30 protein-coding genes and 1 tRNA gene are annotated in these 25,536 nt (G+C 44.9%); 17 read left to right on the top strand and 14 right to left on the bottom strand.

The window, feature by feature from the left end; translation table 11 throughout:
• Positions 1-53: 53 nt before the first annotated feature.
• The 4 genes from ACLWBD_RS04020 to rpmB all read right to left on the bottom strand — a co-directional run bounded on the left by ACLWBD_RS04020 (position 54) and on the right by rpmB (position 1,995).
• Positions 54-890, bottom strand: a complete 837-nt coding sequence (locus ACLWBD_RS04020; protein ID WP_413569624.1) for a carbon-nitrogen hydrolase family protein — start codon at positions 888-890, stop codon at positions 54-56.
• A 5-nt stretch (positions 891-895) separates the two neighbouring features.
• Positions 896-1,243, bottom strand: a complete 348-nt coding sequence (locus ACLWBD_RS04015) for a hypothetical protein (protein WP_413569622.1) — start codon at positions 1,241-1,243, stop codon at positions 896-898.
• A 189-nt stretch (positions 1,244-1,432) separates the two neighbouring features.
• Positions 1,433-1,693, bottom strand: coding sequence for a KOW motif domain-containing protein (locus tag ACLWBD_RS04010; RefSeq protein WP_063208710.1), 261 nt, complete (start codon positions 1,691-1,693; stop codon positions 1,433-1,435).
• Between the two features lie 14 nt (positions 1,694-1,707).
• The gene (gene rpmB / locus ACLWBD_RS04005; protein ID WP_041875865.1) at positions 1,708-1,995 is read right to left on the bottom strand and encodes a 50S ribosomal protein L28; all 288 of its coding nucleotides are present in this window, start codon (positions 1,993-1,995) and stop codon (positions 1,708-1,710) included.
• 179 nt (positions 1,996-2,174) lie between these two features.
• Between rpmB and rpsR the strand changes: the two genes are divergently transcribed.
• On the top strand, positions 2,175-2,444 hold the full coding sequence (gene rpsR, locus ACLWBD_RS04000; protein WP_063208708.1) for a 30S ribosomal protein S18: 270 nt from the start codon (positions 2,175-2,177) through the stop codon (positions 2,442-2,444).
• A 178-nt stretch (positions 2,445-2,622) separates the two neighbouring features.
• On the opposite strand, the gene ACLWBD_RS03995 is transcribed toward rpsR, so the two are convergent.
• Positions 2,623-3,012 carry a hypothetical protein gene (locus ACLWBD_RS03995; protein WP_413569619.1) on the bottom strand — a complete coding sequence of 130 codons (390 nt, stop codon included), beginning with the start codon at positions 3,010-3,012 and terminating at the stop codon, positions 2,623-2,625.
• Positions 3,013-3,158: 146 nt separating this feature from the next.
• Between ACLWBD_RS03995 and ACLWBD_RS03990 the strand changes: the two genes are divergently transcribed.
• The gene (locus tag ACLWBD_RS03990; protein WP_063208704.1) at positions 3,159-3,362 is read left to right on the top strand and encodes a hypothetical protein; all 204 of its coding nucleotides are present in this window, start codon (positions 3,159-3,161) and stop codon (positions 3,360-3,362) included.
• On the opposite strand, the gene ACLWBD_RS03985 is transcribed toward ACLWBD_RS03990, so the two are convergent.
• On the bottom strand, positions 3,359-4,021 hold the full coding sequence (locus tag ACLWBD_RS03985; protein WP_063208702.1) for a hypothetical protein: 663 nt from the start codon (positions 4,019-4,021) through the stop codon (positions 3,359-3,361). The genes ACLWBD_RS03990 and ACLWBD_RS03985 overlap by 4 nt on opposite strands.
• 82 nt (positions 4,022-4,103) lie before the next feature.
• Here ACLWBD_RS03985 and ACLWBD_RS03980 point away from each other — a divergent pair.
• Both ACLWBD_RS03980 and ACLWBD_RS03975 read left to right on the top strand, forming a co-directional pair.
• Positions 4,104-4,180 (top strand) — tRNA-Pro (locus ACLWBD_RS03980).
• Positions 4,181-4,689: 509 nt separating this feature from the next.
• The gene (locus tag ACLWBD_RS03975; RefSeq protein WP_413569618.1) at positions 4,690-6,180 is read left to right on the top strand and encodes a MerR family transcriptional regulator; all 1,491 of its coding nucleotides are present in this window, start codon (positions 4,690-4,692) and stop codon (positions 6,178-6,180) included.
• A 133-nt stretch (positions 6,181-6,313) separates the two neighbouring features.
• Here ACLWBD_RS03975 and ACLWBD_RS03970 read toward each other — a convergent pair whose 3' ends face one another.
• Positions 6,314-7,510 (bottom strand): DEAD/DEAH box helicase, encoded by a 1,197-nt coding sequence (locus ACLWBD_RS03970; RefSeq protein WP_413569616.1) that lies wholly within the window; start codon positions 7,508-7,510, stop codon positions 6,314-6,316.
• A 257-nt stretch (positions 7,511-7,767) separates the two neighbouring features.
• Here ACLWBD_RS03970 and ACLWBD_RS03965 point away from each other — a divergent pair, with 257 nt between their 5' ends.
• Positions 7,768-8,019: a zf-TFIIB domain-containing protein gene (locus ACLWBD_RS03965; protein WP_413569614.1), complete on the top strand. Its 252-nt coding sequence runs from the start codon at positions 7,768-7,770 to the stop codon at positions 8,017-8,019.
• A 49-nt stretch (positions 8,020-8,068) separates the two neighbouring features.
• Here ACLWBD_RS03965 and ACLWBD_RS03960 read toward each other — a convergent pair whose 3' ends face one another.
• Together ACLWBD_RS03960 and ACLWBD_RS03955 are read right to left on the bottom strand one after the other, a co-directional pair.
• Entirely contained in the window at positions 8,069-8,803 is a 735-nt protein-coding gene (locus ACLWBD_RS03960) for a hypothetical protein (protein WP_413569613.1), read from the bottom strand.
• Between the two features lie 147 nt (positions 8,804-8,950).
• Positions 8,951-9,331: a hypothetical protein gene (locus tag ACLWBD_RS03955; protein WP_413569612.1), complete on the bottom strand. Its 381-nt coding sequence runs from the start codon at positions 9,329-9,331 to the stop codon at positions 8,951-8,953.
• Positions 9,332-9,578: 247 nt separating this feature from the next.
• Between ACLWBD_RS03955 and ACLWBD_RS03950 the strand changes: the two genes are divergently transcribed.
• Positions 9,579-10,046, top strand: a complete 468-nt coding sequence (locus tag ACLWBD_RS03950) for a hypothetical protein (protein ID WP_413569610.1) — start codon at positions 9,579-9,581, stop codon at positions 10,044-10,046.
• A 265-nt stretch (positions 10,047-10,311) separates the two neighbouring features.
• Positions 10,312-11,100 (top strand): hypothetical protein, encoded by a 789-nt coding sequence (locus ACLWBD_RS03945; protein ID WP_413569608.1) that lies wholly within the window; start codon positions 10,312-10,314, stop codon positions 11,098-11,100.
• 22 nt (positions 11,101-11,122) lie between these two features.
• Here ACLWBD_RS03945 and ACLWBD_RS03940 read toward each other — a convergent pair whose 3' ends face one another.
• Positions 11,123-11,998 (bottom strand): S8 family peptidase, encoded by an 876-nt coding sequence (locus ACLWBD_RS03940; RefSeq protein WP_413569606.1) that lies wholly within the window; start codon positions 11,996-11,998, stop codon positions 11,123-11,125.
• Between the two features lie 82 nt (positions 11,999-12,080).
• Positions 12,081-12,980 (bottom strand): YihY/virulence factor BrkB family protein, encoded by a 900-nt coding sequence (locus tag ACLWBD_RS03935; protein WP_413569605.1) that lies wholly within the window; start codon positions 12,978-12,980, stop codon positions 12,081-12,083.
• 132 nt (positions 12,981-13,112) lie between these two features.
• On the opposite strand from ACLWBD_RS03935, the gene ACLWBD_RS03930 reads away from it, so the two are divergent.
• Both ACLWBD_RS03930 and ACLWBD_RS03925 read left to right on the top strand, forming a co-directional pair.
• Complete coding sequence (locus tag ACLWBD_RS03930; protein ID WP_413569602.1) at positions 13,113-13,769, top strand: hypothetical protein; 657 nt, start codon at positions 13,113-13,115, stop codon at positions 13,767-13,769.
• 81 nt (positions 13,770-13,850) lie between these two features.
• Positions 13,851-15,470 (top strand): S8 family serine peptidase, encoded by a 1,620-nt coding sequence (locus tag ACLWBD_RS03925; protein ID WP_413569600.1) that lies wholly within the window; start codon positions 13,851-13,853, stop codon positions 15,468-15,470.
• 12 nt (positions 15,471-15,482) lie between these two features.
• On the opposite strand, the gene ACLWBD_RS03920 is transcribed toward ACLWBD_RS03925, so the two are convergent.
• Positions 15,483-16,223, bottom strand: coding sequence for a hypothetical protein (locus tag ACLWBD_RS03920; RefSeq protein ID WP_413569597.1), 741 nt, complete (start codon positions 16,221-16,223; stop codon positions 15,483-15,485).
• Between the two features lie 211 nt (positions 16,224-16,434).
• Here ACLWBD_RS03920 and ACLWBD_RS03915 point away from each other — a divergent pair, with 211 nt between their 5' ends.
• Positions 16,435-16,704, top strand: a complete 270-nt coding sequence (locus tag ACLWBD_RS03915; protein ID WP_413569595.1) for a hypothetical protein — start codon at positions 16,435-16,437, stop codon at positions 16,702-16,704.
• 19 nt (positions 16,705-16,723) lie between these two features.
• Here ACLWBD_RS03915 and ACLWBD_RS03910 read toward each other — a convergent pair whose 3' ends face one another.
• Complete coding sequence (locus tag ACLWBD_RS03910; RefSeq protein WP_413569593.1) at positions 16,724-17,266, bottom strand: hypothetical protein; 543 nt, start codon at positions 17,264-17,266, stop codon at positions 16,724-16,726.
• Between the two features lie 228 nt (positions 17,267-17,494).
• Between ACLWBD_RS03910 and ACLWBD_RS03905 the strand changes: the two genes are divergently transcribed.
• From ACLWBD_RS03905 to ACLWBD_RS03880, 6 genes are all read left to right on the top strand, one after another.
• Positions 17,495-18,274: a TIGR02147 family protein gene (locus ACLWBD_RS03905; protein ID WP_172795531.1), complete on the top strand. Its 780-nt coding sequence runs from the start codon at positions 17,495-17,497 to the stop codon at positions 18,272-18,274.
• 5 nt (positions 18,275-18,279) lie between these two features.
• Positions 18,280-18,588: a hypothetical protein gene (locus tag ACLWBD_RS03900; protein WP_413569591.1), complete on the top strand. Its 309-nt coding sequence runs from the start codon at positions 18,280-18,282 to the stop codon at positions 18,586-18,588.
• A gap of 92 nt (positions 18,589-18,680) precedes the next feature.
• Positions 18,681-19,016, top strand: a complete 336-nt coding sequence (locus tag ACLWBD_RS03895) for a hypothetical protein (RefSeq protein WP_155722584.1) — start codon at positions 18,681-18,683, stop codon at positions 19,014-19,016.
• Between the two features lie 80 nt (positions 19,017-19,096).
• Positions 19,097-19,510, top strand: a complete 414-nt coding sequence (locus ACLWBD_RS03890) for a VOC family protein (RefSeq protein ID WP_413569588.1) — start codon at positions 19,097-19,099, stop codon at positions 19,508-19,510.
• Positions 19,511-19,756: 246 nt separating this feature from the next.
• Entirely contained in the window at positions 19,757-23,233 is a 3,477-nt protein-coding gene (locus ACLWBD_RS03885) for a hypothetical protein (RefSeq protein WP_413569587.1), read from the top strand.
• Between the two features lie 36 nt (positions 23,234-23,269).
• On the top strand, positions 23,270-24,361 hold the full coding sequence (locus ACLWBD_RS03880) for a M24 family metallopeptidase (protein ID WP_413569586.1): 1,092 nt from the start codon (positions 23,270-23,272) through the stop codon (positions 24,359-24,361).
• Here ACLWBD_RS03880 and ACLWBD_RS03875 read toward each other — a convergent pair.
• Complete coding sequence (locus tag ACLWBD_RS03875) at positions 24,358-24,687, bottom strand: DUF1904 domain-containing protein (protein ID WP_413569585.1); 330 nt, start codon at positions 24,685-24,687, stop codon at positions 24,358-24,360. The genes ACLWBD_RS03880 and ACLWBD_RS03875 overlap by 4 nt on opposite strands.
• A gap of 34 nt (positions 24,688-24,721) precedes the next feature.
• Here ACLWBD_RS03875 and ACLWBD_RS03870 point away from each other — a divergent pair, with 34 nt between their 5' ends.
• Positions 24,722-25,504, top strand: a complete 783-nt coding sequence (locus tag ACLWBD_RS03870; protein ID WP_413569584.1) for a methyltransferase domain-containing protein — start codon at positions 24,722-24,724, stop codon at positions 25,502-25,504.
• Positions 25,505-25,536: the final 32 nt, after the last annotated feature.

The raw sequence follows: 25,536 nt of genomic DNA, 5'->3' as shown, positions 1-25,536 counted from the left end.
ATTGAGAAAATTGTCATTGAAATAGTGCAGGATTTCTAGACTTTAGGCAACCCTTAGCCCACCGGCAAGCGACGATGGAACTTCATCGGGATTTGCGCGCGCACTTTGTCGATCCGATCTTTTGTGAACTTCGCAAATGTGATGCCTGGCGCCCGCTTTTCAATTTGTCCCACAACGGTTCCCCAAGGATCAATCAACAAAGAATGCCCGTAAGTTTCGCGAGTGCCACCATGAGAACTTGTGTGCGTACCACCCTGTGCCGCGGCGACGACATAAGACTGATTCTCAATCGCTCTTGCTCGCAGAAGGATTTCCCAATGGGCCTCTCCCGTTTTAACAAGAAAAGCCGCGGGCAATAAAATCACATCCACTTCCTTGCGCGCATACTGCGAAAACAGCTCGGCAAATCGCACATCATAACAAATCGCTTCGCCAATTTTCCAACCATCAATGTCCAAGATATTCGGCCGTTGACCATGACGAAAAACATCGGATTCCCGAATAGGTTTTTGTCCTTCGAGTTGGATGTCGAAAAGATGCAGCTTTTGATAAGTGGGTCGAACTTCTCCAAGTGGAGTGATCAGCATGGAAGAATTATACAAATGCCCCTCTACAAAAAGAGGCACCGAACCCAGGTGCAAAAACGTATTATATTTTTTTGCGGCCTCAGAAAGTGACTTGAAGGCCGAGTGATCCAAGGCGAAACCTTCGATTTTTTCGCCCTCTTTCAGTCGCAAATACAGGCAATTTTCAGGAAAGCAGACCAGACGAGGTTGAGATTGTCGGAAGGTTTCTTCAAGAAGAGCTTCCATCTGCATAAGGTTGGCGTCGACATCGTCAATCGATGTCATTTGCACTGCTGCGACCACCAACTCAGAGGAAGAACTCATTTTTTTTACTCCGCAGAATCTATAAGAACATTGGAAGTGCGTGCTTCTTTAACTTCACGGCAATTCCACTTTGCTTCTTCTAGATTTTTGCGAACATTCGATACGAATTCAACGCAAGAGTTTGGATTGAGGCCAGAGCCAATGGTTTCATCCACACCTTGTTTCGTGTAAATCGCGCGGCATTTTGAGTCTGCGCCCATTTCAACACGCAAGGTACGAACGGTCTTATTGTTCTTGCACAACACCAAAGAGTCGCCAAGATCCGCGGCTGCTAACGACGCGAAAAAAAACACCGTCGTCGCCGAGAACAGTGCTACTTTGCTTTTTAGTGCTGAGATTTGGTCCCTGTTCAAGCTGCTCTCCTCTATTTCAAAGTTCAGTTGAAATACAAACTTCTAAACCCAACTTTGATTTTACGCAGCTATATAGGAGACTAAAACGAAGAGATCGCCGTAAGGACCAAATTTAGACTTTGTCTTAGGAAAACTTTGCCGCCAGGCAAAGCCAGGGTGCTGTCAGGACGACAGCACCTTCAGAGATGACTAAGCTGATTTAGACTTAGTAGCTTTTTTAGAAGTCTTTTTCTCTTTAGTAGCAGCTTCTACCAACTTCACATTTGAGTAGTCGATGAAGCCTTCTTTTTTCAAAAGACCATCTTTTTTGTCGTAGTGTGTTTGTACTTTCACACCTTGAACTTGGATTTTCATGTTTTTAACGTCAACAGCCATTACTGAACCCTTCTTACCTTTGTCAGATCCAGTGATAACTTGTACAGTTGCGCCTTTTTTGATTTTCAATTTCATCTGCGGCCTCTTAATTACTTCTTAGTAGAGATTTTCTTTTTGATTCTCAATTTAACAGCCATAGCTCTTTTAGAAAGCTTAGCGTCGTCAGAATTAAGAATAAAGTTGTCGAAACCGCCCATGTGCTCCATGTCACGGATCGCGCTAGTTGCGATTTGCAATCTCACCATTTGGTTCAAAACACGGCTAAAGATGCGTTTTTTTTGAACATTTGGTTGAGCTGTTGATTTAGTTTTAATGTTGGAGTGAGACACCAAGTTTTTTACAACAGGGCCTTTTCCAGTAATTTCACATTTGCTCATACGAAGCTCCTCTAATACAGTCTGGCTACAAGTCTGGGTCAACGCCATCCTTCAAATTAAATAGGGGCGCCGCAAACAAGAAGTAACCATATAAAGTAAAAAGACACTTGATGGCAACTCTTTTTTCTTGTACACACATTAACTCGCTAACCAATAGGAAATCTAAAAAGAGGATAGTAATGAAAAAGACAACTCGTAGCAAATACCGTCAAGAATTCTCCGGCGACCACGTATTCGATTATAAAGATCCAGCATCTTTGACTCGTTTCATCGGTGACGGTGGTAAAATCACTCCATCTCGCATCTCTAAACTATCAGTAGCTCAACAAAAGAAAGTTGCTGCTGCAGTTAAAAAAGCTCGTAACCTAGCTCTATTGCCTTCTGGTTCAGACGCTTACGATACTTTCCACAGAGCTGAAGCAATCTCTCCAGTTCCTTTCGAGATCTAATCCCGAATAAACTGCTGAAATTATAGATTTCCTGTTGGGAAAACAAAAAAAGCCGGTCCAAGACCGGCTTTTTTTATGCCCAAAACTCCCCTCTTCTTCCCCATCAATCCTACGCGCCACCCGAAACGTTCCCAGAGGGGTTCAGCCAAGGCGCGACCGAGGAAGGCGCGGCGGCGGATCAACCCTTTTGGGGACGTTTCCATGAAACGAAGAGCGTCACTATCATCATCACCATGTAACTTTTACTTGAGAACTGATGCAACACCGGTCCCGGCACCCCAAAAGCCGACAGCTGATCAAATGGGACTCCCCAATTTAGAAGGCGAATTCCTAAAATCGGTAAGGCAAAAAGGATCCAGAACTGCAAAACTGCCGCAAACCAGATGGGATGCGCGAACTTGGCCCGACGATATTCAAGAATCATCAGGACCAGTGGCAATAGAACAAATAAAAATCCCGCGACGGTAGCCGCGGTCTGACGGTCCGCTATCACTCTAAAGATAATCATCACCAAGGCGATCACGATCGCTTGCGCTAATAAGTATTTGGAAAAAACATTTCGTCTCATGTCCAAGAAGGTAGTCCACGAGGCTAGACAACTCAAGACAAGGAGCAGCTCAATTCAAATATACCGCAGCTATAGGTTGCATCCATCCGGCTTTCGCCTTGCACAAGGGTTCATCGAACAACAACACACTTTAAAAGGAACCCTTTATGAAAAACGAAATGACTTTAGAACTTCTTCGCAACCAGCTTAAAAACTTCGGCTTGAACCCTGCGGAATGGAACATCTCTCGCCTGCAGGCTCTGAACTTCCTGGTTCAAAATCGCAATGACGAAACATTCGCTTTGTACGGACGGCTTGAGTATCGCAATCGCAAGCCGCAGTGGAAATCTTTGGAGGTGTATTCTCTCTAGAAAGCTTCGCAACGAACCGAGAACAAACTTCGATTGAAAATATCCTGCTCATTCAACATCAGCGTCGCCTTACGAGGTTCGACAGCTACCTGAGTAGGATCTGTCGGTGGAGGCACTTCCTCCCCCGGCAGTTTTTCATATATTTTTTTACGCAAATTCACCCACGCTTCTTCGCCGTTGGCGCGAATGTAGATGTTCTTCAGACGGCAGAAGATAGCGATGTCGGCTTCTTGCATCCAACCAAATCTTTCAATCCCTGGCTCGGGCGGCTTAATCCCCCAGGCCAAACGCGCCATCAACTCAATCCCGTCATTCATCGCCGAGCGCACTTCGGTCACGTTAAATAACTGGGTCGTGCATTCACTAGAAGCCTTCCCGATACCATCTGCCACATTTTTCAGCACCATGAAGTACTCATAGCAAGAGCCCGCGCTGTTTCCGAGCTGACAAGCCTCTTTCGCGCGAACAATTGTAGGAGGAATTTTGTTCTTCTTAATCTCTGTCGGGAAGATATTCCCCTTCTGCAACTCTTGGAACGTCGTCTGCTGGGAATCACAAACCGTGTGCGGCGGGCTGACTAGCATGAAGACGCCGATGCCTATTAATATGGCTAAAAATGCGAGAACAGGTTTGGGAAGCGAGTTTATGAAGTTTTCCATGAAAAAAAGAATAGCAATGTCGTGCGTTACTATCTAGTGATTTGACAACAGGGCCAATAATTATTTATTGTCCACTCCTCGTCGGGGAGTAGCGCAGTCTGGTAGCGCATCTGGTTTGGGACCAGAGGGTCGTAGGTTCGAATCCTATCTCCCCGACCAACTTTTTCAAAAAAGCCGAGTGGCATCAAAGATGCCAGTCGGCTTTTTTGTTTTTGTGATCTGGAAGCGATAGGCTTCGAATTTATCGGTCAAGCTGTCGTAGGTTCGATCAAAATAGCAGGATGCTATTTTGAGGGTGCCGGAGGCAGTCCGCAGGACCGAGCGCCACGACGGCGCGAGCCCCATCCTATCTCCCCGACCATTTTTTTAAACAGCGCGGCTGTTCGTTCGATTCTCTCATCTCACCATAATTTAAAAAAATGTTGCTGAACCCCATCGCTATGGCGCTGGGGCCCATTGGTTTTGTTCTTTTGAAGGTCTTAGTTGCTTCGATCGCCCTAGCAGGATGCTAGCGCGAGGGTGCCGAAGGCAGTCCGAAGGACCGAGCGCCACGACGGCGCGAGCCCCATCCCGCTTTAAACGCGCGGTGTATCCCGCAGTAGGATCCGCCCTTTTTTTCTACTTTACTCTGCCCTTGGGGCGGACTTGAGCCTTAGTATCAGAGGTTCATGATGAAGAACTGGCTTACTATCAGCGAATTTGGCGAACTCACGGGGCTTTCGGTTAAAGCTCTGCGCCTCTATGAAGAGAAGGGGATTTTATCTCCGCATACTCGGAGTGAAAGCCGTTACCGCGTTTATACGACCGACCAAGTCTCAGCCGCAAAACGCATTGTGCACTACAAACATCTTGGTTTTACGCTTGAGCAAATCAAGACATTGTTGCGCGAAACTAACGAGCAATCACTGCAAGAGCTCTTAGAAGCGCGTCTTTATGAGAGTCGCAAAAGTGCCGCTCAAATGCAGCAACAGATAAAAAGCCTGGAATCCATTTTGACCTCTTTAAACCAAGACAAGGAATTGTCAGAGACAGAGAGGACTCAAGTTATGGAGAACATCCTAGAAATCAGCGAGAACAATCTAAAAAGAAAAGGCGTTGTTGATGAACGTGCTCTTTTACAAGTGCGTGAAGAGATCTCACTTTATTCCCATGAGAAAAAGCAAGTTATTGCTGGCATTCGCGAGATTATCGAATACGCAAAAAAAGAAAATATTCTTTTAGGCCCTGGGCGCGGAAATTCGGCAGGCAGTTTAGTTTTATTTGCCGAAGGTTATTCAAAAAGAAATCCCATGGACTATGGATTATTGCCCGAGCTTTTCAGTGCCACTAAATTTGTTTGGCTTGATGTCGAATATTCTCGTCATCAAGAAATCGGTCGGATGTGTGATGAACTCACGCAAAAAACTGGCGTCGAAGTCATCGCCTTTCGAAGTCCCCTTTTAGACATTTTTAAATCCCTCGAAAAACAAATCGGCAAAGTAGAGTTTAATTCTTTTTCCGACTATGATCCGATCATTTTACAAGCCCCTAAAAATGGTACGCGAGGTCTCTTCTGGCTCGATTGGAATCCTAATTTCCACGCGCATCAGCATAGTTCTATTGAATGGCGCGAAAAATCTCGATGGAAGAATGAGGAGCTTGAAGAGTTCTTCAAAGTAAATAGCTTCCAAAGTCCTATGGATTATATGGTTCAGGATTGTTTAATGTCCCTGGGAATGCGTGAGGAGTTCTTTGCTTACCCGCGTCGAGTCACGACCGACTACCTCAGCTCTTTACCGGAACTGAAGGACACTAAGGGCTTGTTAATATTCCGTGAGGACTGGCTTAAAATTCTCGCAAGAACGACGGGAGTTTCAATTCTTGAAGCAAACACGATTCAAAGAGCGATCGCTAAAAATGAAAATGCACCTGAGTTTTCAGCTCTTGAAAAAGTGGAGAACACTGAGCTTAGAAAATTATTACTTTCAAGTTGCAAGAGCGTCTACTCAAAGGCTCATTCGGTGAATGGGTGGCTTCAGTACAAGCAAACTGCGATTTTGAAAGGACTTTGGCCAAAAGAGTACCTTGCGACACTTGAAGCTTGGGAAAAAGAACATGGCCTGGTTTGGTTTGAGTTTGGATACAAACCCACTCCCCACGAATTTTATTTAAAAGCCTAGGGAACCGGCTTTACACAGAGCTTCGAAAGCCTTTTGATAGTGGTCACAACCGTGGTTCGCTTCAAAAGGCTTTTTTCATTTCGGAGAGATTGAATTCGACTCTTCGATCAAAAGTGTGGAGAGTTTCTATCCTCTATTTCTTCTTCACGACTTTCTCATCGCGGTTCACGTGTAGGCGTTTGCCGTCTTTGTCCTTAAAGCGAGATTTCAATTCTTTCGCCGTTTGACCTTTGCCTTCGATTTTCGCGATCAATGGGAGGTCGCGCTCAGTGACAAGATTGACGACCAAGCCTTCACGCCCGGCGCGTGCTGTGCGTCCCGCTCTGTGAAGATAGTTATCCAGTTGTTGCGGAAGATGATAGTTAATAACTCGGCCGACGTGTTGTACATCTAAACCGCGAGCCGCTAAGTCTGTCGAAATCAACAGGTCGACTTCTCCGCTGCGAAATTTTTTAAGATTTGTTCGACGTTCGTTTTTATCCATTTCACCGCGATAAAGAAGGCACTTGTAGCCTTTATCCGTCATTTCTTTGGCGATCTTGTCACATTGCTCACGTGTGTTCGCAAAGACAATGGTTCCACCTTCGATTTTCTTCTTTAAAAGCTTTTCAAAGATCGGCCAACGAAGGCCATCAATCACGGTTTCGTTCTTTGTCGTCAGAGTTTTTGCGGTTTTACCGCTACCACCACTACGAATGACCTCCGCCTTAGCAAAAAGCGAGTTCATCATCTCTTCAACATTCTTGGAAACTGTCGCGGAAAAAAGTGCTAATGGAATATCCTGAGGGCAGGTATCCACGATATAGTTCGAATCCGTCAAAAATCCTTTATCCAACATCTGGTCCGCTTCATCAAAAACCAAAACACGCACGTCCGATAAATCAATCAGCTCTTTATTCAGCAGTTGAATCAAGCGTCCCGGGGTGGCTAACAAAATCTCAAAAGAGCCGCTAATGTTGCGAATCGTTTGTTCCATGCTCATCCCGCCTAAAGCCGGACGCACACGCAGACGGGTTTCATGAGTAAAAGTCTTAAAGACCTTGGCCACCTGTTCGCCGAGGTCGCGAGACGGCACCATCACCAGCGCGCGCGGAGCTGCCTCAGCCTTCACTGGCTCCCCGTCCTCTTCCAATTTTTTAAGCATGTTTAAAAGTGGCAGAGCATAGGTCAATGTCTTACCACTGCCAGTTTCTGAAACACCGACAACGGATTGACCCGACATGAGCAAGGGAATCGCCATGCGCTGAATTTCTGTCGGCGTAAATATACGCTGCGTTTTAAGAGTTTTTAAAAGAGAAGGTAATAGACCGAATTCTGAGAAATTGTTCATCCCCGCAATGTATACAGGAATCGCAAGAAAGGCGCGTCTTTTCGTCGAGCAGATAAAAATGGTACGCGAATATTAAATGCAGTGTCTAAACTATGGGCATTCCTATATTCCTTGCACCCTCTAATGTCATCTGAATGAAGTCACCTTAGGACAATAACGACGATCTTATTCATTTAAACGAAGATTTTCTTATTAATTATCTATTATCTGAATGAACTGCGTTTTGGTAACCTGATCGAAAAAAAAGGAGGTCCGTTATGAAATGCCCTCACTGTAAAGATAAAGATCTGGTCATGAGTGAAAGAAAAGGTGTGGAAATCGATTACTGTCCTGAATGCCGTGGTATCTGGTTAGATAAAGGCGAGCTTGATAAAATTCTAGATAGATCCCAAGAAGAAGAAAAACGTGCACAGCCTTCACAAGAGGCTTTCATGCCAAATGCAAACCCTGGTTACGGTCACAAACCTTATAAACGAAGAAAATCTTTCTTTGAAGAACTCTTTGATTAATAAAAACAAGGGCGTCCAACGACGTCCTTGTTTCGCTAGACGACGCAGATTATTCTTTCTCTAACTTTACATTCAAAGAATGCCGTATGAAGGGGTACTTTGATAAATCCCCTTTTAAAGATTTGCGAAGACCTTCTTCAATCTTCACCATCAGATCCTTGTGTTTTTTGTGCATCGTAAAATAAAGAGGGGTGCGCACAAAAATGCTCTCACTGACTTGCACACCTTCAGCGAGCTTTGGACTTGCCGCCTTGAGGCTTTCAATAATCTCTTCAGGCATGATGACGTAATCAACCCTTTTAGAATTCAAGAGCTTTAAAAGTTCAGCGTACCCAACGTTCACCTCTGTGACCTTAAGTCCGACTTTTTTAAATCTTGCCTGAAGAGTGGCGTTGTTTAACACGATCGCCCCAGAGTATTTATGAATCTCCGAACCGTTCACGGTTTTGTCTTTAAGCCACATCATTCGAAAATTGGTGAAGGCAACAGGTATACTGGAGGTGATGACGTTGGGAAATTCTTGGGCATCTTCTAGTCCGCGAATAGGTAAAGCGTCAAAAGTTCCATTATTCACTTCAGCAGCATTGCGCTTTCTGGGAAGCTCTATGAGCTTGACGGTGATTCCAACGCTTTGGATGGAATCAGCAACAAACTCCACGGCCTCTTTATAAGCCTCAACATCTTTATAACCTGTCGTCGCGACTAAGGAGATGGATTCGGCCTTTGAAACCACAGAACAGACCAGCCCTACGAGACACAAAAAGATAGAACGTACATACCGCATAAAGAAGAGATACAGCGAAGTGATAAAGAATGCATCACAAACTCATGAAGTCTAGTCAGTGTTGTTTAGAAAGATTAAACGTCTTCGCGAAAAACAGCTATAAAGAAATACAGGGACTTTCGGAAGTCCCTGTAGCGTGGAAAAATTTTAAAGGGTCGAGATGCATTCCATGTTGTAGTGCTGACCTTGAACTTTTAATGAAGCTGTCGCTCTCTTAAGTCCATGCTCAACTTCTAGGTAAATAGACTCTTCCGGGCTGCGGTAGAAATTCATCATCGTCTTTTGCAAAGGTTCAGAACACAACAAGACAGTGCGAACTGGAGACCAGGTCACAGCATCTCCAAGGTTCAAGGAGTAAGAGATCGCCGGATGAGGATGAGCCTCGTTACGGCAGGCCATGTGAATGATCTCTGCATCAAAACTAATTTGAGCAAGATGTTCCCTGTTTTTACAAAGAAGATCCAAAGTTTTTGCATTTGCGAAGTGAGCTGAGAACAGAACGGCGCTGGCGAGCAAAATGTTTTTCATGAAGCCTCCTTAAAACGAATCTCTTTAAGCTTGCGATTCGTACTTCCTTCCGTCAACGCCAATCGCAGTTTAATTCGCGGGATGCTCCGGAACATCCATTAATCAAGCTTCTTTCCGTTTCAAATTCATCATGTTTAAACAATTCGGGTACGAAAGATCCGCAAGATTTTTGTAGATAAGTGTTTTTATCTTTATGACATACCAAAAACCGTTTTATGAGAGCCTATCCAAATTTAGGAGGATTAAAATGCGTTCCATCTTATCTCTTGTTCTTTTACTAGGTACTTGTGTCAGCGAAGCTCGCTCTGTTTCTTTAGATGCACCACCTGAGGTAAAACACTACTGTTCTCAAGGTGACCGTAAAGAAGTGATTTTGCCAACAATTGAAGCGGTTATTCGCGGGCCTCAAATTACAAAAGTCATTATATCCATCGTTGAGGCTGACTGCCTGAACGGACAAGGCGTTCCTAAAGACTACAACACATTCTATGCTCCAAGCCTAACTCAGATTAGTGAAGGCTCTGCTATTGCGTCTGAACCAAGACTTTGGAAGTTGAACGCCTATACTTACAGAGCTCAACTGCAATTTGCTACACAGGCTTTATTAGAGGCAGAACAGAAATTCCTTTTGTCAATTCCTGTAAGCACAGGTCAGTATGACTTCTTTATTTTAACAACACCAGACGGCGCCCAACCGACTTTAATTTTGAAATAGTCATTTTAACAATAAGAAGGGAGCTCTACGCGCCCTTCTTTTCTTTATATGTTATTGTCTCTCATCGATCTGATCTCTATCTCTATCTCGATTCTTAAACTCCCACACAAATTTGCACAAATGCTAGTGCAAATGATCACCTTTGAGTCCAACTTGTTTGATTAAAATACTGCGATTTCAACATACGACTGTTTTTCTTCAATGCTCATTAATACGGTTCGTTTGTCGTAAACAAAATCCGTATCATTTTTAAAAGGAGTTTTTGATGAAACTGCAGTCGATTTTCTTCGTGATGATGATTCTATTTGCTCACCGCGCTTTTTGCGAAGTTTCAGACGATGAAATGAACAAGTCCAACAATCCCTTAACACCTTCTGTCGGATTGAACTTTCACGATTACATAGCTTCATCAATATTCGGAACAGACGAAACTTCAAACACGTTTTTCCTGCGGGGCTCGACTCCGCAAAAAATAGGCGGATTGCCCCAATTGACCAGAGTTTCTATTCCTTATCTTAGTGTCCCGGGAATTGACGGCGACCAAATCACTGGCGTTGGTGATCTAAATATATTCGATATATTTTTGCTTCGACCTATAGGGAACGTGCAACTTGGAATCGGCCCCTACTTCGTTTTTCCGACGGCGAGTGAAGATGAAACGGGAGCAGGAAAATGGCAAATTGGATTTTCGGGAACGGCGATCAGTCCAAAACCTTGGGGACTTGTGGGGGCCCTGTTAACATATCAACACGACATAGCAGGTGATAAAGATCGGCCCACTCAAAACATCACAACCTTTCAACCTTTGATCATGTACAACCTCCCCGCAGGTTTTTATGCCCGCTCGACAGGAATTTGGTTCTTCAATTTTGAAACAGGTGACTATTATATTCCGGTCGGCGTTGGGGGTGGTAAAATCTGGAAACTTGAAAGTGGAATTAATATGAATCTTTTCGCGGAACCTCAATGGACGGTGGCGCATGAAGGTGACGGAGTTCCCAACTTTCAAACTTTCGTGGGCCTGAATTTCCAATTTCCCTTACATGTGCAATGATCGCGACGCGGGCCTGGCCTGCTCACAGCGCAGGGCAAGCTTCAGAAAGGCTAAGCAAACGTGCGGAATTCACAACTTCTCTACAAGAAGATTCGACAATGGCGCGCTTGATAGCCGCGGGTGAAGCCGCAGCGTTTTGCTCTTTATACAAAACCGCAAGCCCCGCCACGACGGGAGCTGCCCCGGAAGTTCCATTGAATGTTCGGTAGTCGCCTTGAGGAGTCCATGTCGTCAGGCCATCCCCGGGGTCCCCGGCAGGCGCTAAGACATCAACGATAGAGCCCGTGTTAGAGTAAAAAACGCGAGAGATCGGTGGATTCAGATTCGTTGCTCCTACAACAATAACATTGGGCCAAGACTCTTCAAAATCAGGAAGCCGCCATGACTGATTGCCTGAAGACCAAATCAACAGAGTTTTATTAAAGCGCTCAGGGCCTACCGAAGCCCGCATCTGTCGCAAAATATCTTCGCTCAGGGAAAAGGAGCAATTCACAATAAAAACGCCTTGATCCACAGCAAACTTAAATCCCTCAATAGCGGCAGCGATAGAACCCATTCCTTGATTGAACGCTCGCACAGACATGATTTGAGCCTGCGGAGCTAAAGACAGAATTATTCCCGCTACCGCAGTCCCATGCCCATCGGAATCTTCAAAGGTCGTATCATTGTCAAAAGCGTCCCAGCCCGGAAGTATTTGGGCATCATAGGATTCAGGCAGCGAAACTCCCGAATCAATGACGGCGACTTTGATGTTTTTGCCGGTGAGATCGTTTGTCCCACCGTAAGAAATTATTTTTTTAAGTCGAAGATTTTCTGGGTCAATGAAAGAGCTTGAAGCGCCAGCGCCTAAGGATAGGAAAAACAGAAATAGAAAAAAGCTCCATGGCCGCCAAGTCATTGCTGTGGTTTTAGCAAACTTAAGACCCTATTCCCACGGCGGCCGGAACCCGATGTAGAAAATGCAGAACTGTCTAAGAAGCTTACATGCTGAGATCAGGACTGCGAGGACGAGTACGCGGTGGCGGTGGCGTCTTTTCTTTCTTAGGCGCTTCTTGGTCTTTAGCTAAAACCGGGGTCGCGCCTAAAATCATCCAGTTGGCGAACTCATAGCTAACCAGCAATGTTAAAGCGGTATAATAAACCCAAGCTAAAAACACGACGATGGAACCCGCAGCGCCATAGGACTTTTCAAGGCCTGCCGTTCCCAGATAAAGACCTATAAGGGTCTTTCCGATTACGAAAAAAATCGCGCTGGTGACCCCGGCAATCGCACACCTTTTCCATACCATTCTGTCGGAAGGTACAAAACGGTAGATCGCGGTAAAAAGAAAGCTGAAAACCACGAAGCTTACGACGAAAGCCACTGTCTGCCAGATCCACCCCTGCTGTTCAGGAAAAGCCACAGTCAATACAGTTGTCAGAAGCATTGAAGCAATCGCTAAAAACACGAAACCCAACAACAATCCCATAGAGAAAAAACGATCTTTCACAAAACCCATAATGCCTTGCTCTTTTTCGCCGGCTTTGTGTTCGTTGATTTTATCCAGAGCATAACGAAGTTGCGAAAAAATGGCGGAAGCTGAAATTAAAAGCACAATAAATCCGATAACACCAGAAATCCCCGTCCCGGTAGGATTGCGTTCTGCATTTTCAACAATCATTTGAATCGAACCGCTCGCTTGTTTGCCGACAACATCAGAAAATCCCGTGAAGATTTTTTCACGAGTTTGATCACCAAAAAGAGCTGCCAGCGATAAGAGGATCAGCACGAACGGAGCCAGTGCCAAGCCCGTCGTATAAGCAATCGAAGCCGACAAAATAAAGACCTCATGCTTTCCCAATTGATCAACAAAATTTGAAAACCGTTGTTTTAAGTTCACGTTGAAATTCTCCTCTTAACCTAAAATTAACCTTGAAACTTCAGGAAGATGAGTTGTGTTTTCACATCCGTGCCGAATAAGAATCTTTGGCTTTTATCGAAGAGTGCAGTTAGGATTTAGGCAGAGGTGATTATGACTCAAAGAATTCTGTGGACCTGCATATCGGTTTTATTCTGCTTCTTTGTACAAATGAAACCCGTCTATGGCGCAAGTTTTGACAACGATACCGGAATTTCAAAAGAAAAACTGACCGAGTCATTGGCAAAGAACACGGACCTGAACCCCGAGCAAATCAGTGCACTCATCCAAACATTGCAGCAACAATGGGGTGTCAAACCAGAACAGAAAATCCCGATTCAAGGATATCTTTATTCTGCCGGAATGAACTGGGCCTTTTTGTTAGATCACGACACTTGGTATTTTGATGCCACGATTCGGGATCCGAAAACAAATGAGTTGATTGACATGAAAGAGCTGTTTATTTGTGACTTTCACAACGGAGGCTTTAAATTTGAAATCGCCTATAAGTGGATGTTCACCTTTATTCCCAGTGGGGTGAATGTCGATGAACTGCATGGCGGAGTATACGGCCGAGGTGTTGGTCTTGTGGCAGATGCCCTTCTGGGCCTTGAAGGCTCGTGGCTTCCGGCAAAAAATAGAAAGCACGATGTTTTTCACGTCGCAATCAAAGTCGGCGTTGGTGGCGGCTTGGTGTTCCCCAAAATGGAATTTAAATTGCGCCAAATCAATGAAGATACTAAAACGGCTCTTTTGCGCTTTCAAAAATAACTACTGATCTTTAACGTCATTGGTAAATTCTTTTACCTCTCATTTTTATAAGAGCTACCATTTTTAAAAAAGGAAGCTCTTATGAAATACATTCTTTGGCTGGTGCTTTGCTGGCCCACGTTTTCATTCGCACACGAAATTGAATCAGCCCCCGGCGAATTCGTTGTCAAAATCAAAGACAATGTGACCGTTCAAGTCTCGTCCTTGCCTAGTTTGGCGCAAAGCTTGGGGTCCGCGATCAAGGCTACGATCCCTGAGCAAAACATTGTCGTTCTAAAAAGAGCGAGTTTTGAGAAACGCGACGCTGCTTTAAAAATTCTTTCCCAGAATGATCTCGTGGAGATTGCGGAACCTAATTATAAATACACAGCACATCGAACTCCCAATGACCCGATGTTCCCACAACAGTGGGGATTTTATAACTATGGTCAGAGCGATACGGATCTAACGCCAGGAATTCGCGGCATGGATATCGGCGCCTTAAAAGCTTGGGATTTGACAACGGGATCAAAAGATATCGTTGTCGCTGTCGTGGATTCAGGAGTGGACTACTACCATCCTGATTTACAAGGCAACCTTTGGATCAATGAAGCAGAACAAAAAGGAACGTCTGGCGTCGACGATGACGGTAACGGAATCATCGATGATATTTTCGGAGCTAACTTTGTCGATGGCGCAAAGCCGACGGGAGATCCCGCCGATGACTACGGACATGGAACACATGTTTCTGGAACGCTAGGAGCCCAATCGTTCAATGGACAAGGTGTCGCAGGAACGGCGTGGCATGTTCGTATTCTCCCCGTTAAATTTTTAAATGAAAATGGCAATGGTTATCTAGATAGCGCCATTAAAGCCATCCACTATGCCCGAAAAATGGGGGCGCACATTTATTCAAATTCTTGGGGTGGCGGAGGTTATTCTGAGAATTTGAAACAAGCTATCAAAATGACCCACGAAGCCGGCGGGGTCTTCGTCGCTTCAGCTGGAAATGATTCTTCTGACAACGATGAGACACCGGAATATCCCGCAAATTATGCTGTACCAAATGTGATTGCCGTAGGTTCGATGAACAATCGAGGCCGACTTTCAGATTTTTCAAATTTTGGCCGTTACACAGTGGACGTGGCTGCTCCAGGAGAAAACATTCTTTCAACCGATCTGTACGGAGGCTACACGATCCTCTCAGGTACGTCGATGGCCGTACCCCACGTCTCGGGGATCGCGGTTCTTTTATGGAGTAAAAATCCCGAACTTAAAAACACATCAATCCGAAGTCGTATTATGAGCACCACCAAAAATCTTTTAGGCGGAGCCCGCATTCGCCGAGGTTTGGTGTATGCGCCCGCAGCTTTGCAAAATTCAGTGATGAATCCAGATCCCGATGATCCTAGATCGTGGAATAGACAGACATTAAGTATTTCTACCGCACACCCTTACGCCAACAACACCCGGCAAGAATTTGAAGTTACAATCCCGGGCGCGAAGCGCATCGCCCTCTTCTTTTCAAAATTTAAAACCGAAGTGGATCTCGATAAGGTGGAACTCTTTGATCGGGCGGGCACTAAAGTCACTGAAATCTTTGGCAGAAATGACGGAGAATACTCTCTCCCCGTCGAAGGAGATTACGTAAAAATCGTTTTTTCATCTGATGGCAGTGTCAACGACTACGGGTTTGATATCACAAGAGCGGCGTGGGAATAACCCACGCTCGTTTTATTTTGATGAACACTGAACAAGTTCGTCGGATTTAAGTCGCGCTAGTTTTTCTGTGATCTCAGCCATAGCGACAGAGTTCTCATACATGCGATAAGTCCACTTACGATCTAAGGCGCCCAGGCTTAGTCCATCCAAAAAAGAATGAGGGGCATCACTTAGAATTTGCGCCTGCTGTTCTCTTCGGTCGTTCATCGCTGAAAGCAAAAGCTTCTCTGTATAATCTAAAATCTGCTTTTGACGAATACTTTGATCTTCAGACAACTCAGGAACTTGAGATGAGATCACCATGCTAGCCCCTAAACTCGCCAGATGAGGCGAAGTCACTACAGAGCTTGCCATCACAGGAAACACGGATAAGAACTCACTGGTCACCATCGAGCCGGCTCTTTCCGCGATGATTTCTGAAGCGGCGGCCCGTTTGTAAGCGAGCTTTCCAATCACGCCGCGCGTGGATGTCACGATAGCGGCTCCTTCAGAAACGAGCATAAACTCGGCGATAAAAAGAAGTCCCGCACTGACTCCCAGAATGGCCATCGAACGCTCGTTATCGCGAGTAGCACTTAAGTGCATGTCTTTAAAGTCTTCTGAAAGAGTGCGAAGGTCTTTAGCCTGCTGACGATATATTTTCGCCTTTATCGCTAGCGTGCGAGTGTCACAGGCAGAATCCGCATTCTGGGCCCAGGCGATATTTTGAAAGGAAAGAACCGCTACCAAAACAGACAAAATCAATTTTTTCATGAGTAACTCCGAAGGGTCCCAGATTCCAATTCCTGTGCCACTTATAAAGAAGCCTATTGAAGCTGATCTGACTAGGGCGTTTTCAGTGCCGTAAAGGGTCGGCTCTGTTAGGTCACACTTCGGAATTTCGCGGAGCTATTTCACATTTTACATATTGCTGTTGGTAATGGCGCTTTGAAGAATAATACGAAATATTCAAGGAGGAACTTTCATGAAAATGCTTTTAGTAAGCAGTCTTTTGTTCGTATCCGCGATCGCCAGCGCACAGGAAAGCTCTGTTTTTAGTCTTCCTGTCACCACTCAGCCCGTCGTTATGTCTTCCGAGGGCTCAAATACAGAAGCCGACATTCAGTCGACGTCACGTTACTGCTGCATCCGACGTGGGGGCACATATTGCGATATGGGATATTACGACCGCTTCGGTCAGCCTTGCAGCTGCTTTCTTGGCAACAATGAGTATGAAGGACATGTGTGTCGCTAAAGCCCCATCCGGGGCTTTTCTATTTTGCAAACTGCAGAACATCCTGCAAACGATAGCGAATATCTTCAAAAGTCATTTTATCAAGGTCCACGGCGCAATAGATGTACTTAAACCGTTGATTCCCAGGCTGTCTTTTCAATAGTGAAAAGGGAATGAAAGTCGCCGCCCAAGAATGGGTCATCGTCAGATCTCCTTCTTTAAAAGGCTGATCAAGTTTCAGAAAGTTAACGAAGTGAATTTCTCCCTCACCTGCCTGGAGCGTAGACTCATCATCGACTTCACTTTGGCCGGTAACAACGCATCCATTCTTTCGGTAATAGATCGGCAGCGTCTTGGCCTTTTCTTTATTCACTAAGTTTTTCTTAAAGCGCGCTTCTTTTGCTGGCAGCGGATTTGTGACAACCAACGCCGTGGCCGCTTCTTTAGTTGAAGCCGGAGCTCGATAAGAACCCCCGCGAAGAACTTGCTCTGGAGGACGAGGATACTGAGGATCCTCCTTTTTATCAGATGAAGCACAAGACACGACACCAAAACATGCTAAAGCGAGGACGAACTTTTTCACGGACCTCTCCTTGATTCGTTTAGTTTAAAGACTGAAATCTTCTTCTGCGAGAGCCAGCTTATGTTTCAAGCTAAGATCTAGACTTTACCAAACAACTGGGGACAAAACGAAGTATCCACGCTCCCTAGATTAAATTTAGGGAATTACCATCTTTACCGTGGCAAAAGCTGACACACTCTGTTTCAAAAAAATGGAGGTTTTTCTATTGGAATGATAAACCGTGCGGCTATGGAAACTCTCAAAGTAAAGCGTAAAAAAATCGTCGCCGCAAATTTCCGTCAGCTTTTACAGGCCGAACTGACAGAGAGATGTCGACTGAATCCCAGCTACTCATTAAGATCGTTTGCCAGATCCCTGAACGTAGAGCCTTCTTCGCTCTCTCAGATGATCAACGGTAAACGCCCTATCACTGCCAAAATGAAACTTCGTCTGGGTGCCGCCTTAGGGCTCAACACCGAACAAATTCGTCGCCTTCCCAGCGAAGATTTTCCCGAGGAACGCGAGCCGAAAAATCTCACCCTGGATACCTTTGCGGCTATTGCGGATTGGTACCACTATGCCATTTTGGAGTTAACTCATGTCGACGGTTTTCAACCTAACATTGCCTGGATCGCCCAACGCTTGGGTATCACGCGCACAGAGGCCAATATTGCCGTTGAGCGACTTTTTAATCTTCAGCTTCTAAAGAAAACTTCGCAAGGACAGTGGCTCGACACCTCGGACAACGGTGAATTGACCCATCTGACTCCTAGGCAAACTTCCGATGCAGCTAGAACTTACCAGTGCCAACTTTTAGAGCTTTCAAAAAAGACCGTGCAAGAAGTGCCGCTGGATCGACGCAATCACACCTCGGCCACATTTTGTTTCGATCCCGAAGATCTGCCTCAGGCGGCACAGAGAATTACGGAATTTAGACGGGCCTTCGCCCGCGAATTTAAACCTAAAAAAAGCAAAGAAGTTTTTCAGATTCAAATCAGTTTTTTTCCACTCACTAAATTGAAAGGTTGAATTTTATGGTTCTACGTCAAATCACTTTAGCGGCTCTTATTTTTGCTACCTCCTCTTCGGCCCTTGCCCGCATTCATCGCTTTAAAGAAGGTGGCGGTGACCAATCTATGCTTTTCAAATGTATAGATAAAAATAAGGCATTGACCATTATTGGATTAGACAACGCACCCTCAGAAGTCCAAGTTCTGGTTTTTTGGCAAGGGCAACTTCTTCACCAAGATTCAGGTCATATCAGCGAAGATGGAACTACATTTGTTGGTCAAAGTTTCATTTTGGACCTAGCTATTCTAAATTGTACACGTGGCAGTGACTGACACAGTTTGTGTCAGGATTTCTGGAGCCTTTGCAGAAGCTGTCGTATGAAGGGTTCACAACAAAACAACAACCCTTCATGAAAGGAAATCACATGAAACTAAAAACAATGATCCCCGCAATTTTGATGGCGCTATTTGCACAGTCTGCTTTGGCGGATAGCTCGACGCTTTTCACATGCAGAAGCCTTCCTACGGCCGACTCTGCTTTACTCATTTACGGAATTCCTCAAGAAAACACAGACATTATTGATCTAGTGATTTTCGTAAATGGCGAAGTAAAAGCTACAGACCAAGGTGTTCTGGTTGATTCGTACACTCGCTATGTTGGTCAAAGTTTCGATATGAATTTTGTCGACACTGAAATCACGGCAAAACTTGAAAACCCAGTTTTAAGTGTTCGTCAAACAGAAGCTCTGATCTGCGAATAAACGCGCTGTTCATCGTTTCGAAGTAGTAACTTGGGTTACGCATCTTCACTCCCTAGAATACATAGCTACGGGAGTGAAGAATGTTACAAGATATATTAATAAATATCGACGTCGACAACTCAGAACGGGCCGTGAAGTTTTATACGGAAGCTTTGGGATTTAAAATAGGCCGTCGCTTCGACTCTAAATTTATTGAACTTATCGGCAGTTCCTTCTCCCTTTTTCTTTTAGAAAACGAGAAAGGAACCCTTCCTTACCCCGGAGCCCTGGCGGGGCGGAATTATTCTCGACACTGGAGTCCGGTTCACTTGGATTTTGTCGTTTCATCAATAGCTGAAAGCAAAAAACAAGTGTTGAGTGCCGGAGCAAAATTAGAAACCGACATTCGTATCGAACCCTATGGCAAGCTCGCCACGTTTTCAGATCCTTTCGGCCACGGCTTTTGCCTGATCGAATTTACGGGAAGAGGCTATGACGAAATCAAGAAGCTTTAAAGGAGAGGTATGAAGAGGTAAAAGCCCCTGCGGCGAAGCCTCCAAAATACCCAAAAACTTTTCACTATACTGGAGATGGTGTTTTTATATTATCTGGACGCAACGTCACTCGTCGCAAATTATTCAAGCCTGAGTCTCTTTAAGAACAGTATTTCGTTCTAGTAACAAACCTGATCTTTTCGCAACTGGCATTCTACATAAACAACCACTAAGACGTCGTCTTTCACTTTCCATAAGGTAATTGATATGACGTTCGTAAAATCGATCCTCTGTGTCTTAGTCGCGATTTCCGCATTCCCCGCCTATGCCGGGAGCCCCTATTCCCCATCTGAAGGAATTATTGAACAAGGACACGATCCCGTTCTCAACAAGTACCGCCGTAAATATTTTTACGAAGACGGAAAAATCAGTTCCGTAAAACTGAATAGCTTATTGCAGTTCCTAGAATTTCAAAAATCTCTTTTAATGGATTCGGCGAAAATGAATCGTAAAGCCAACCTTATCTTGGTGCATGGCTATGAAAATGACAGGGCAGAGAAAGAAGGTCTTGAAGCCCAAACAGAAGAAGCAGAAACCATTGCTCCGCTGATTTTTGCCATCGAGCACACTCAAGATCTTAAAAACCGCTATCGTCAGATGACGTCCCTTCAAATTCATGAGAAGGTCGAACTCATTCTTCTGTTTATCGGAGCAGGATACACACCTTACCCTAAAACGCTATTTACAGATGCCATCGATCGCGCAAAAAACTTAATCGAAAACTTTTTTGAATTTCCCGTGAATGAGCAAGGCAAGACTCAAGCCAGTAACTTGCTTCTTAACGGTCAGTTTGCCACACAGACGGCGTTAGCGAAATTCAAAGCATCCGGCGGAGACATCAGCTTATTAAACCCGCCCTCTTCACCGATCTGGACTGATAATGAGGTTGAAGCTTACGATCCGTACGCTGAAGTGTATTGGAATAAAAAGTTCTTCCCGGCCCCTGATGTTGAACTTCCCGTTTTTCACTATGAAAGAATGGGGAATGGAACGATTAAATTTAAAACGCACTGGTTTGATGAAAATGAACTGAACAAAAAAGGAAAGCCTAAAAAGAAAGACGTCACCTTGCGTGTCGGATTTGAAGCTTACAATGCTTCGGTCGTAAATCATCTTGCGCGAATCATTGGTTATCCAGCCAACCCCACCACTTTCCGCCGCCATATCAAGTTGGAACTGGGTGATGTTAGTTTTGAAGAATTCGTGACTCAGTGGAAGCGTGTCCACGGAACAGAAATGGGAAGCGCCATCACTCACGTTGAGCGGATCGTCGGTGAAAACGCAGTCATTCTGAAAAACGTGACCTTAGAGGCTTATCCCGATAAAGAAGAGTACCGTCGAATGGGTCCTTTCCGCATGGGAGACAATGGCCTTCGCAATCGCCGCGAATATCGCGCGATGGTACTTTATAATGCCTTGATTTCTTTACAAGACCAGTTTGAGTATCAGGCTCGTGTCGACGCCGTTAAAGATGAAGCGCGAGGCTGGCTTCCTATTTTCTTCATTTCTGATACAAGCTCTGCCCTAGGGCTTCCCGCGATGTTAGGGAATGTGGGAGCCGTGAATGAATTTACCTGGGAGTTCACGAAAAGGAGCGATGGACAGGTTCGTTTATTCTGGTTCTCAGTATTTAATTCTCGCACATGGAAGGACACCACTTATAGCGATGTGAAGTGGTTAGCCCGTCGCTTGGCTCGCATCAGTACCGCACAGATTGATGCTATTATGGCGACTTCGGGTTTTCCGGAACCCGCTGCGAAACTTTACGCAGAAAAGTTTAAATCTCGCCTGAATAAAATGATGACTGATTTTAACTTAGATCAGGAAGGTTACTCCCTTCATCCTGTACTTTCAAAAGAATCTTTGGCGGCAAGCTATCCAGAATACATTAGTGAAAAGGGCTTTCTTAAAGAAGGCGCACAAGAATATCCAGAAAACACTCTTCCGATTTTAGGAAATCGTTTCACGCCACTGCAGGCTGGAGTCGTCTATACAATCAACTATCTTCAAAACCGCTTTCTCCAAATTTTTAATCCGGCGACTTATGAAAACGCGGGAAACTTCACCATCGATTTAGGTCACGCCACTGTTCATGGCGATATCGGTTATGATGCTTCTCGAAGTGTCAGTGTAAATCCCGAACTTGGACCTGGGCAAAAACGCTATCTTCTTAAAGACAAACTCAGCATCAGCATCCCTATTGGCCTGGTTTCAGACAGAATCACAACCCCCGTAGGTTTGTATTACACCTACACCTTTGAATACATGCATAGTGTTTCGACGATGAAAGAGGTGGGAACGAGCCGTTTCTTTGCCTTGTTAAATCCCTTTAGTATTTTAGACATTCGTCGTTCCCTGGGAATCGGTGAGCAACTGCAAGTCACCCACTCTATCGGAGCTTCAGTAGGAAAAACTAAATTAAAGGTCATCGAAGATATTCAAATCGAAGCCGCCCTTTTAGGATTGAGCTATGCCTCGGTGAAGACTCTGTACTTCGCAAAACCGCACCCCACATTATTCGAAATTTCAACAGACTATGTCGACGTCGCCTCTTTTCAAACCGGTCTGGACGTTCGCACCTACGTGCGTTTAGCAGCGAATTTTCGAGCTGAAAAAGTTCAGCGCACATATAAAATCTATCGCGTAGACACTCTTAATGAGGACCCTTTGGGACAAGCACAATTGCAAGAGTCCTTCGACTCGGCTCTCATAGATAATGACTTTAGCACTCTGGCTCGCCTCGTGAAACCACACGAATGGACGGAGTCCGCAAGAAATAAAAACTCCCACTTTGCCTTCTTCGTTTGGAATCGTGGAAGAAACTCTGGCGTCAGCGAGTTGACGGTCAATGGTCAAAAACTTTATGTCGCTCACAAAACTGACACCTATGATCGATCTTTAAGTCGCATCTGGAACGACAAAGTTAAAGGCGGACTGGCGGAGCCTGCCGTAAACTTCGTCGGTGAATTTTGGGGTGAGGGAAAATATGTAAATCTAGCTTTTGAAGGTGTTGTAGGTGCCAGTAGCAAAACCTTTTCTGAAATGGAAGTGATGATCACACTTTCGATGTTTGATAATTACTGCACTCGTAAAGAGTTTGAAAACGATTTCAAAAAGTTTTTCAACTCTCGTTCAGGATCTAACAGATATATCCGCTTTGTGATGCCCGATGAGCTCGGAGCATATCCTGAGCTTGAAGGCACCATGCGCTGGCAAATATCAAAAGAAGCTATTCATGACATCCTGACAGCCGCTTCTAATATCAATAATCTCGAATATCTTTTACCCGGTGGAGGGCGTTTCCACGACCACTATGAAAACTCGGTTTCGGACGCTCGATCGCAAGTTAAAGATCGTGCCTACAAACTGTCTTATGGAATTAAAAAGGGCACCACACCATTTGGAAAACCTTACCCTTTGAGTGACCAAGCAAAAGATCTGATCTATGTTCTAGATCATTTAATTGGACGAAAAGCCGAGTACATAGGACAGCTTCGTAAGTTAACAAAAGACGAAAAAATTTGGGTGACAACAAATATATCCAACATGCTAGAGCTCAGTCACCCGACCTTTAGGCACCAGAAACAAAGTGAATTTTGGGGTCCCGAGATTGGGAAGTACCAAGGTCACAGCTATTTAGATCGCTTCCGTCGAACTGTGTTATTGCAACCGGTATTCCAATAACTTGTTTGTGCGGACAGGCTGGCCGATCCTAACTCTATGAGTGAGGCGGTCAGAAAAATCGACATTGTGCGCGAGCTCATGAAGGCTCATGACCTAGAGGCCGTCTTACTAAAAGGTGTAGACTGGTTTAGCTGGGTCACCGGTGGCGGGAATAGCGTCGTCATCTATACTTCCGAAGTCGGTGTCGCTGAAGTTCTTATAACACAAGAAAAAGCCTGGGTTCTTACCGATGCTATTGAGCGCGAAAGGCTTCTCAATGAGGAAGTGCCACCGATTTTCGCGCTATTGGCATTTCCTTGGGAAAATATCAACTCCTCCCAAGACTTCGTTCATCAACACTTAAAGATTTCGCGATGTGCTTCGGATCGCCCCTCCAGTCGAGAACTTCCGCTGCACTTTGACTTTCACAAGGCAAAAATGACCTTAGGTGATGACGAGGTGGAACGTTATCGGAAACTAGGAAAAGACGCCGCAGAAGCCATGACGGAAGCGCTTTCTTTTGCGACACCTGAGTGGACTGAGTTTGACGTCGCCTCTGAAGGCGCGCGTTCTTTACTTCGCCGAGGAATCGATCCCACATTGGTCATGGTGGGCAGTCATCGACGCATGCAGATTTATCGCCATCCTATCGCGACTGAAGAAAAAATCGGTGACGCCGCCATGATGGTGTTCTGCGCCCGCCAAGGGGGGCTTTATGCAAATCTCACCCGCTTCGTTTACTTTCGCAAACTGAAAGACGAAGAAAAGCGGCATCATCAACATGTGATGGAAGTCGAAAACGCCGTCTTAAAAGCGTGTCTGAAAAAACCAAGTATGAGTTCTTTGTATCAAGTTTTAAAGAGCAGTTACGCTCAGCGCGGATATCCGGAAGAGGTTCATCGCCATCATCAAGGGGGGCTCACAGGGTATCTTTCCCGGGAACACGTGGCGCGTCCCGAGTCGCCAGAAGACTTTCGCATATTTGATTCTTGCGCGGTCGCGTGGAACCCAACACTGCCAGGAGCAAAAATTGAAGATACGATATTAGTAAACGATAAAGGTCTAGAAATCCTTACTGTTGACGAGCGCTGGCCAACACAAGAATACGAAGGACTGCGCCGTCCTCAACCTTGGATCAAAGAACCTTAGAAATGTTTTCCATTTTCGTAATACGCTGTTTTTTCCAAAACTTGAAACACAACGACGACATCGTCACACTTCATCGCTTCTTTTACTTTTTTAGTAATAATTTCGGCACAGCGATTCTGCACTTCTTGTGAACGCGCGAACCACAGAACTTCGATAAAGGGATAAGAAGCGTCGGCTTTTCCCATATTGAAAAATTGAGTCGCAACAGCTTCGAAAGTGAAATTATCTTCAGAGGTACTCATCTCTGCCGCCAAGATTTTTGGCAGTTCAAAACTCATTTGGCTTACAACTTCGGTTTTAATTGCGCGCATGCGAATATGAGGCATGATGGAAGTATCACTGAAACCAAGGACATTGTCTATGAGTAAAGATACTTGGAATCCCCAGCAATATCATAAATTCGTTAACGAACGTTCTCAGCCCTTCTTCGATCTGATGGAAATGGTGGACAGTAAAACTTCCCTACGACGCGTGGTGGACCTGGGCTGCGGCGCCGGGGATTTGACCGAAACTCTACATCGGACGATGCATGCTCAAGAAACTTTGGGTTTTGATACTTCAGATGCGATGCTAGAAAAGGCGAAAAATATTTCTGTCGAAGGTTTGCATTTTAAAAAAGAATCTATTGAAAATATCGGGCAACACGGAAAGTTTGATTTGATATTTTCAAACGCGGCAATTCAATGGTGTGAGAATCATCCGGCCCTTTACAAAGAGCTCAAAGATTCTTTGCAACCTCAGGGACAGCTCGCCGTTCAAATGCCAATGAATCACGACTATCCGACACATATTCTTGCCGTACGCATGAGTGAAGAAAAAAAGTGGTTAAAACTTTTGCAAGGGGAATCCTACAAACAACATCTGACCATGTTGACACCCGAAGCTTACGCCACCCTTCTTTTTAGATTGGGCTTTAAAGAGCAGAAAGTCCTTCAACGAGTTTATGCCCACGTTATGAACTCACGTGAAGATGTCATCAGTTGGGTGAAAGGAAGCCTGCTCACTTATTTCCAAAGCAGACTCTCTGCAGATGATTTTTCCGATTTTACGGAAGAATACAAAGAGCGTCTGTTTCACGAACTTCCTGATGACAAACCTTTTTTCTATCCGTTCAAACGCATCCTAATGTGGGCGCGATTGTAAAGGGTTTACACACCTAGAGTGGTAAGTAAGTT

This window comes from Bdellovibrio sp. HCB117 (genome assembly GCF_047305915.1).
Taxonomy (GTDB): domain Bacteria; phylum Bdellovibrionota; class Bdellovibrionia; order Bdellovibrionales; family Bdellovibrionaceae; genus Bdellovibrio; species Bdellovibrio bacteriovorus_B.
This window is presented reverse-complemented; position numbering and strand designations above follow the sequence as displayed.

Coding starts and splice junctions, on each gene's coding strand:
- ACLWBD_RS04010 (WP_063208710.1), bottom strand. CDS start 1,693: ATGAAATTGAAAATCAAAAAAGGCGCAACTGTACAAGTTATCACTGGA.
- ACLWBD_RS03925 (WP_413569600.1), top strand. CDS start 13,851: ATGAAATACATTCTTTGGCTGGTGCTTTGCTGGCCCACGTTTTCATTC.
- ACLWBD_RS03960 (WP_413569613.1), bottom strand. CDS start 8,803: ATGCGGTATGTACGTTCTATCTTTTTGTGTCTCGTAGGGCTGGTCTGT.
- ACLWBD_RS03905 (WP_172795531.1), top strand. CDS start 17,495: ATGGAAACTCTCAAAGTAAAGCGTAAAAAAATCGTCGCCGCAAATTTC.
- ACLWBD_RS03975 (WP_413569618.1), top strand. CDS start 4,690: ATGATGAAGAACTGGCTTACTATCAGCGAATTTGGCGAACTCACGGGG.
- ACLWBD_RS04020 (WP_413569624.1), bottom strand. CDS start 890: ATGAGTTCTTCCTCTGAGTTGGTGGTCGCAGCAGTGCAAATGACATCG.
- ACLWBD_RS03940 (WP_413569606.1), bottom strand. CDS start 11,998: ATGACTTGGCGGCCATGGAGCTTTTTTCTATTTCTGTTTTTCCTATCC.
- ACLWBD_RS03920 (WP_413569597.1), bottom strand. CDS start 16,223: ATGAAAAAATTGATTTTGTCTGTTTTGGTAGCGGTTCTTTCCTTTCAA.
- ACLWBD_RS03945 (WP_413569608.1), top strand. CDS start 10,312: ATGAAACTGCAGTCGATTTTCTTCGTGATGATGATTCTATTTGCTCAC.
- ACLWBD_RS03955 (WP_413569612.1), bottom strand. CDS start 9,331: ATGAAAAACATTTTGCTCGCCAGCGCCGTTCTGTTCTCAGCTCACTTC.
- ACLWBD_RS03930 (WP_413569602.1), top strand. CDS start 13,113: ATGACTCAAAGAATTCTGTGGACCTGCATATCGGTTTTATTCTGCTTC.
- ACLWBD_RS03885 (WP_413569587.1), top strand. CDS start 19,757: ATGACGTTCGTAAAATCGATCCTCTGTGTCTTAGTCGCGATTTCCGCA.
- ACLWBD_RS03895 (WP_155722584.1), top strand. CDS start 18,681: ATGAAACTAAAAACAATGATCCCCGCAATTTTGATGGCGCTATTTGCA.
- ACLWBD_RS03970 (WP_413569616.1), bottom strand. CDS start 7,510: ATGAACAATTTCTCAGAATTCGGTCTATTACCTTCTCTTTTAAAAACT.
- ACLWBD_RS03965 (WP_413569614.1), top strand. CDS start 7,768: ATGAAATGCCCTCACTGTAAAGATAAAGATCTGGTCATGAGTGAAAGA.
- rpsR (WP_063208708.1), top strand. CDS start 2,175: ATGAAAAAGACAACTCGTAGCAAATACCGTCAAGAATTCTCCGGCGAC.
- ACLWBD_RS03990 (WP_063208704.1), top strand. CDS start 3,159: ATGAAAAACGAAATGACTTTAGAACTTCTTCGCAACCAGCTTAAAAAC.
- ACLWBD_RS03900 (WP_413569591.1), top strand. CDS start 18,280: ATGGTTCTACGTCAAATCACTTTAGCGGCTCTTATTTTTGCTACCTCC.
- rpmB (WP_041875865.1), bottom strand. CDS start 1,995: ATGAGCAAATGTGAAATTACTGGAAAAGGCCCTGTTGTAAAAAACTTG.
- ACLWBD_RS03870 (WP_413569584.1), top strand. CDS start 24,722: ATGAGTAAAGATACTTGGAATCCCCAGCAATATCATAAATTCGTTAAC.
- ACLWBD_RS03985 (WP_063208702.1), bottom strand. CDS start 4,021: ATGGAAAACTTCATAAACTCGCTTCCCAAACCTGTTCTCGCATTTTTA.
- ACLWBD_RS03995 (WP_413569619.1), bottom strand. CDS start 3,012: ATGAGACGAAATGTTTTTTCCAAATACTTATTAGCGCAAGCGATCGTG.
- ACLWBD_RS03875 (WP_413569585.1), bottom strand. CDS start 24,687: ATGCCTCATATTCGCATGCGCGCAATTAAAACCGAAGTTGTAAGCCAA.
- ACLWBD_RS03890 (WP_413569588.1), top strand. CDS start 19,097: ATGTTACAAGATATATTAATAAATATCGACGTCGACAACTCAGAACGG.
- ACLWBD_RS03915 (WP_413569595.1), top strand. CDS start 16,435: ATGAAAATGCTTTTAGTAAGCAGTCTTTTGTTCGTATCCGCGATCGCC.
- ACLWBD_RS03950 (WP_413569610.1), top strand. CDS start 9,579: ATGCGTTCCATCTTATCTCTTGTTCTTTTACTAGGTACTTGTGTCAGC.
- ACLWBD_RS03880 (WP_413569586.1), top strand. CDS start 23,270: ATGAGTGAGGCGGTCAGAAAAATCGACATTGTGCGCGAGCTCATGAAG.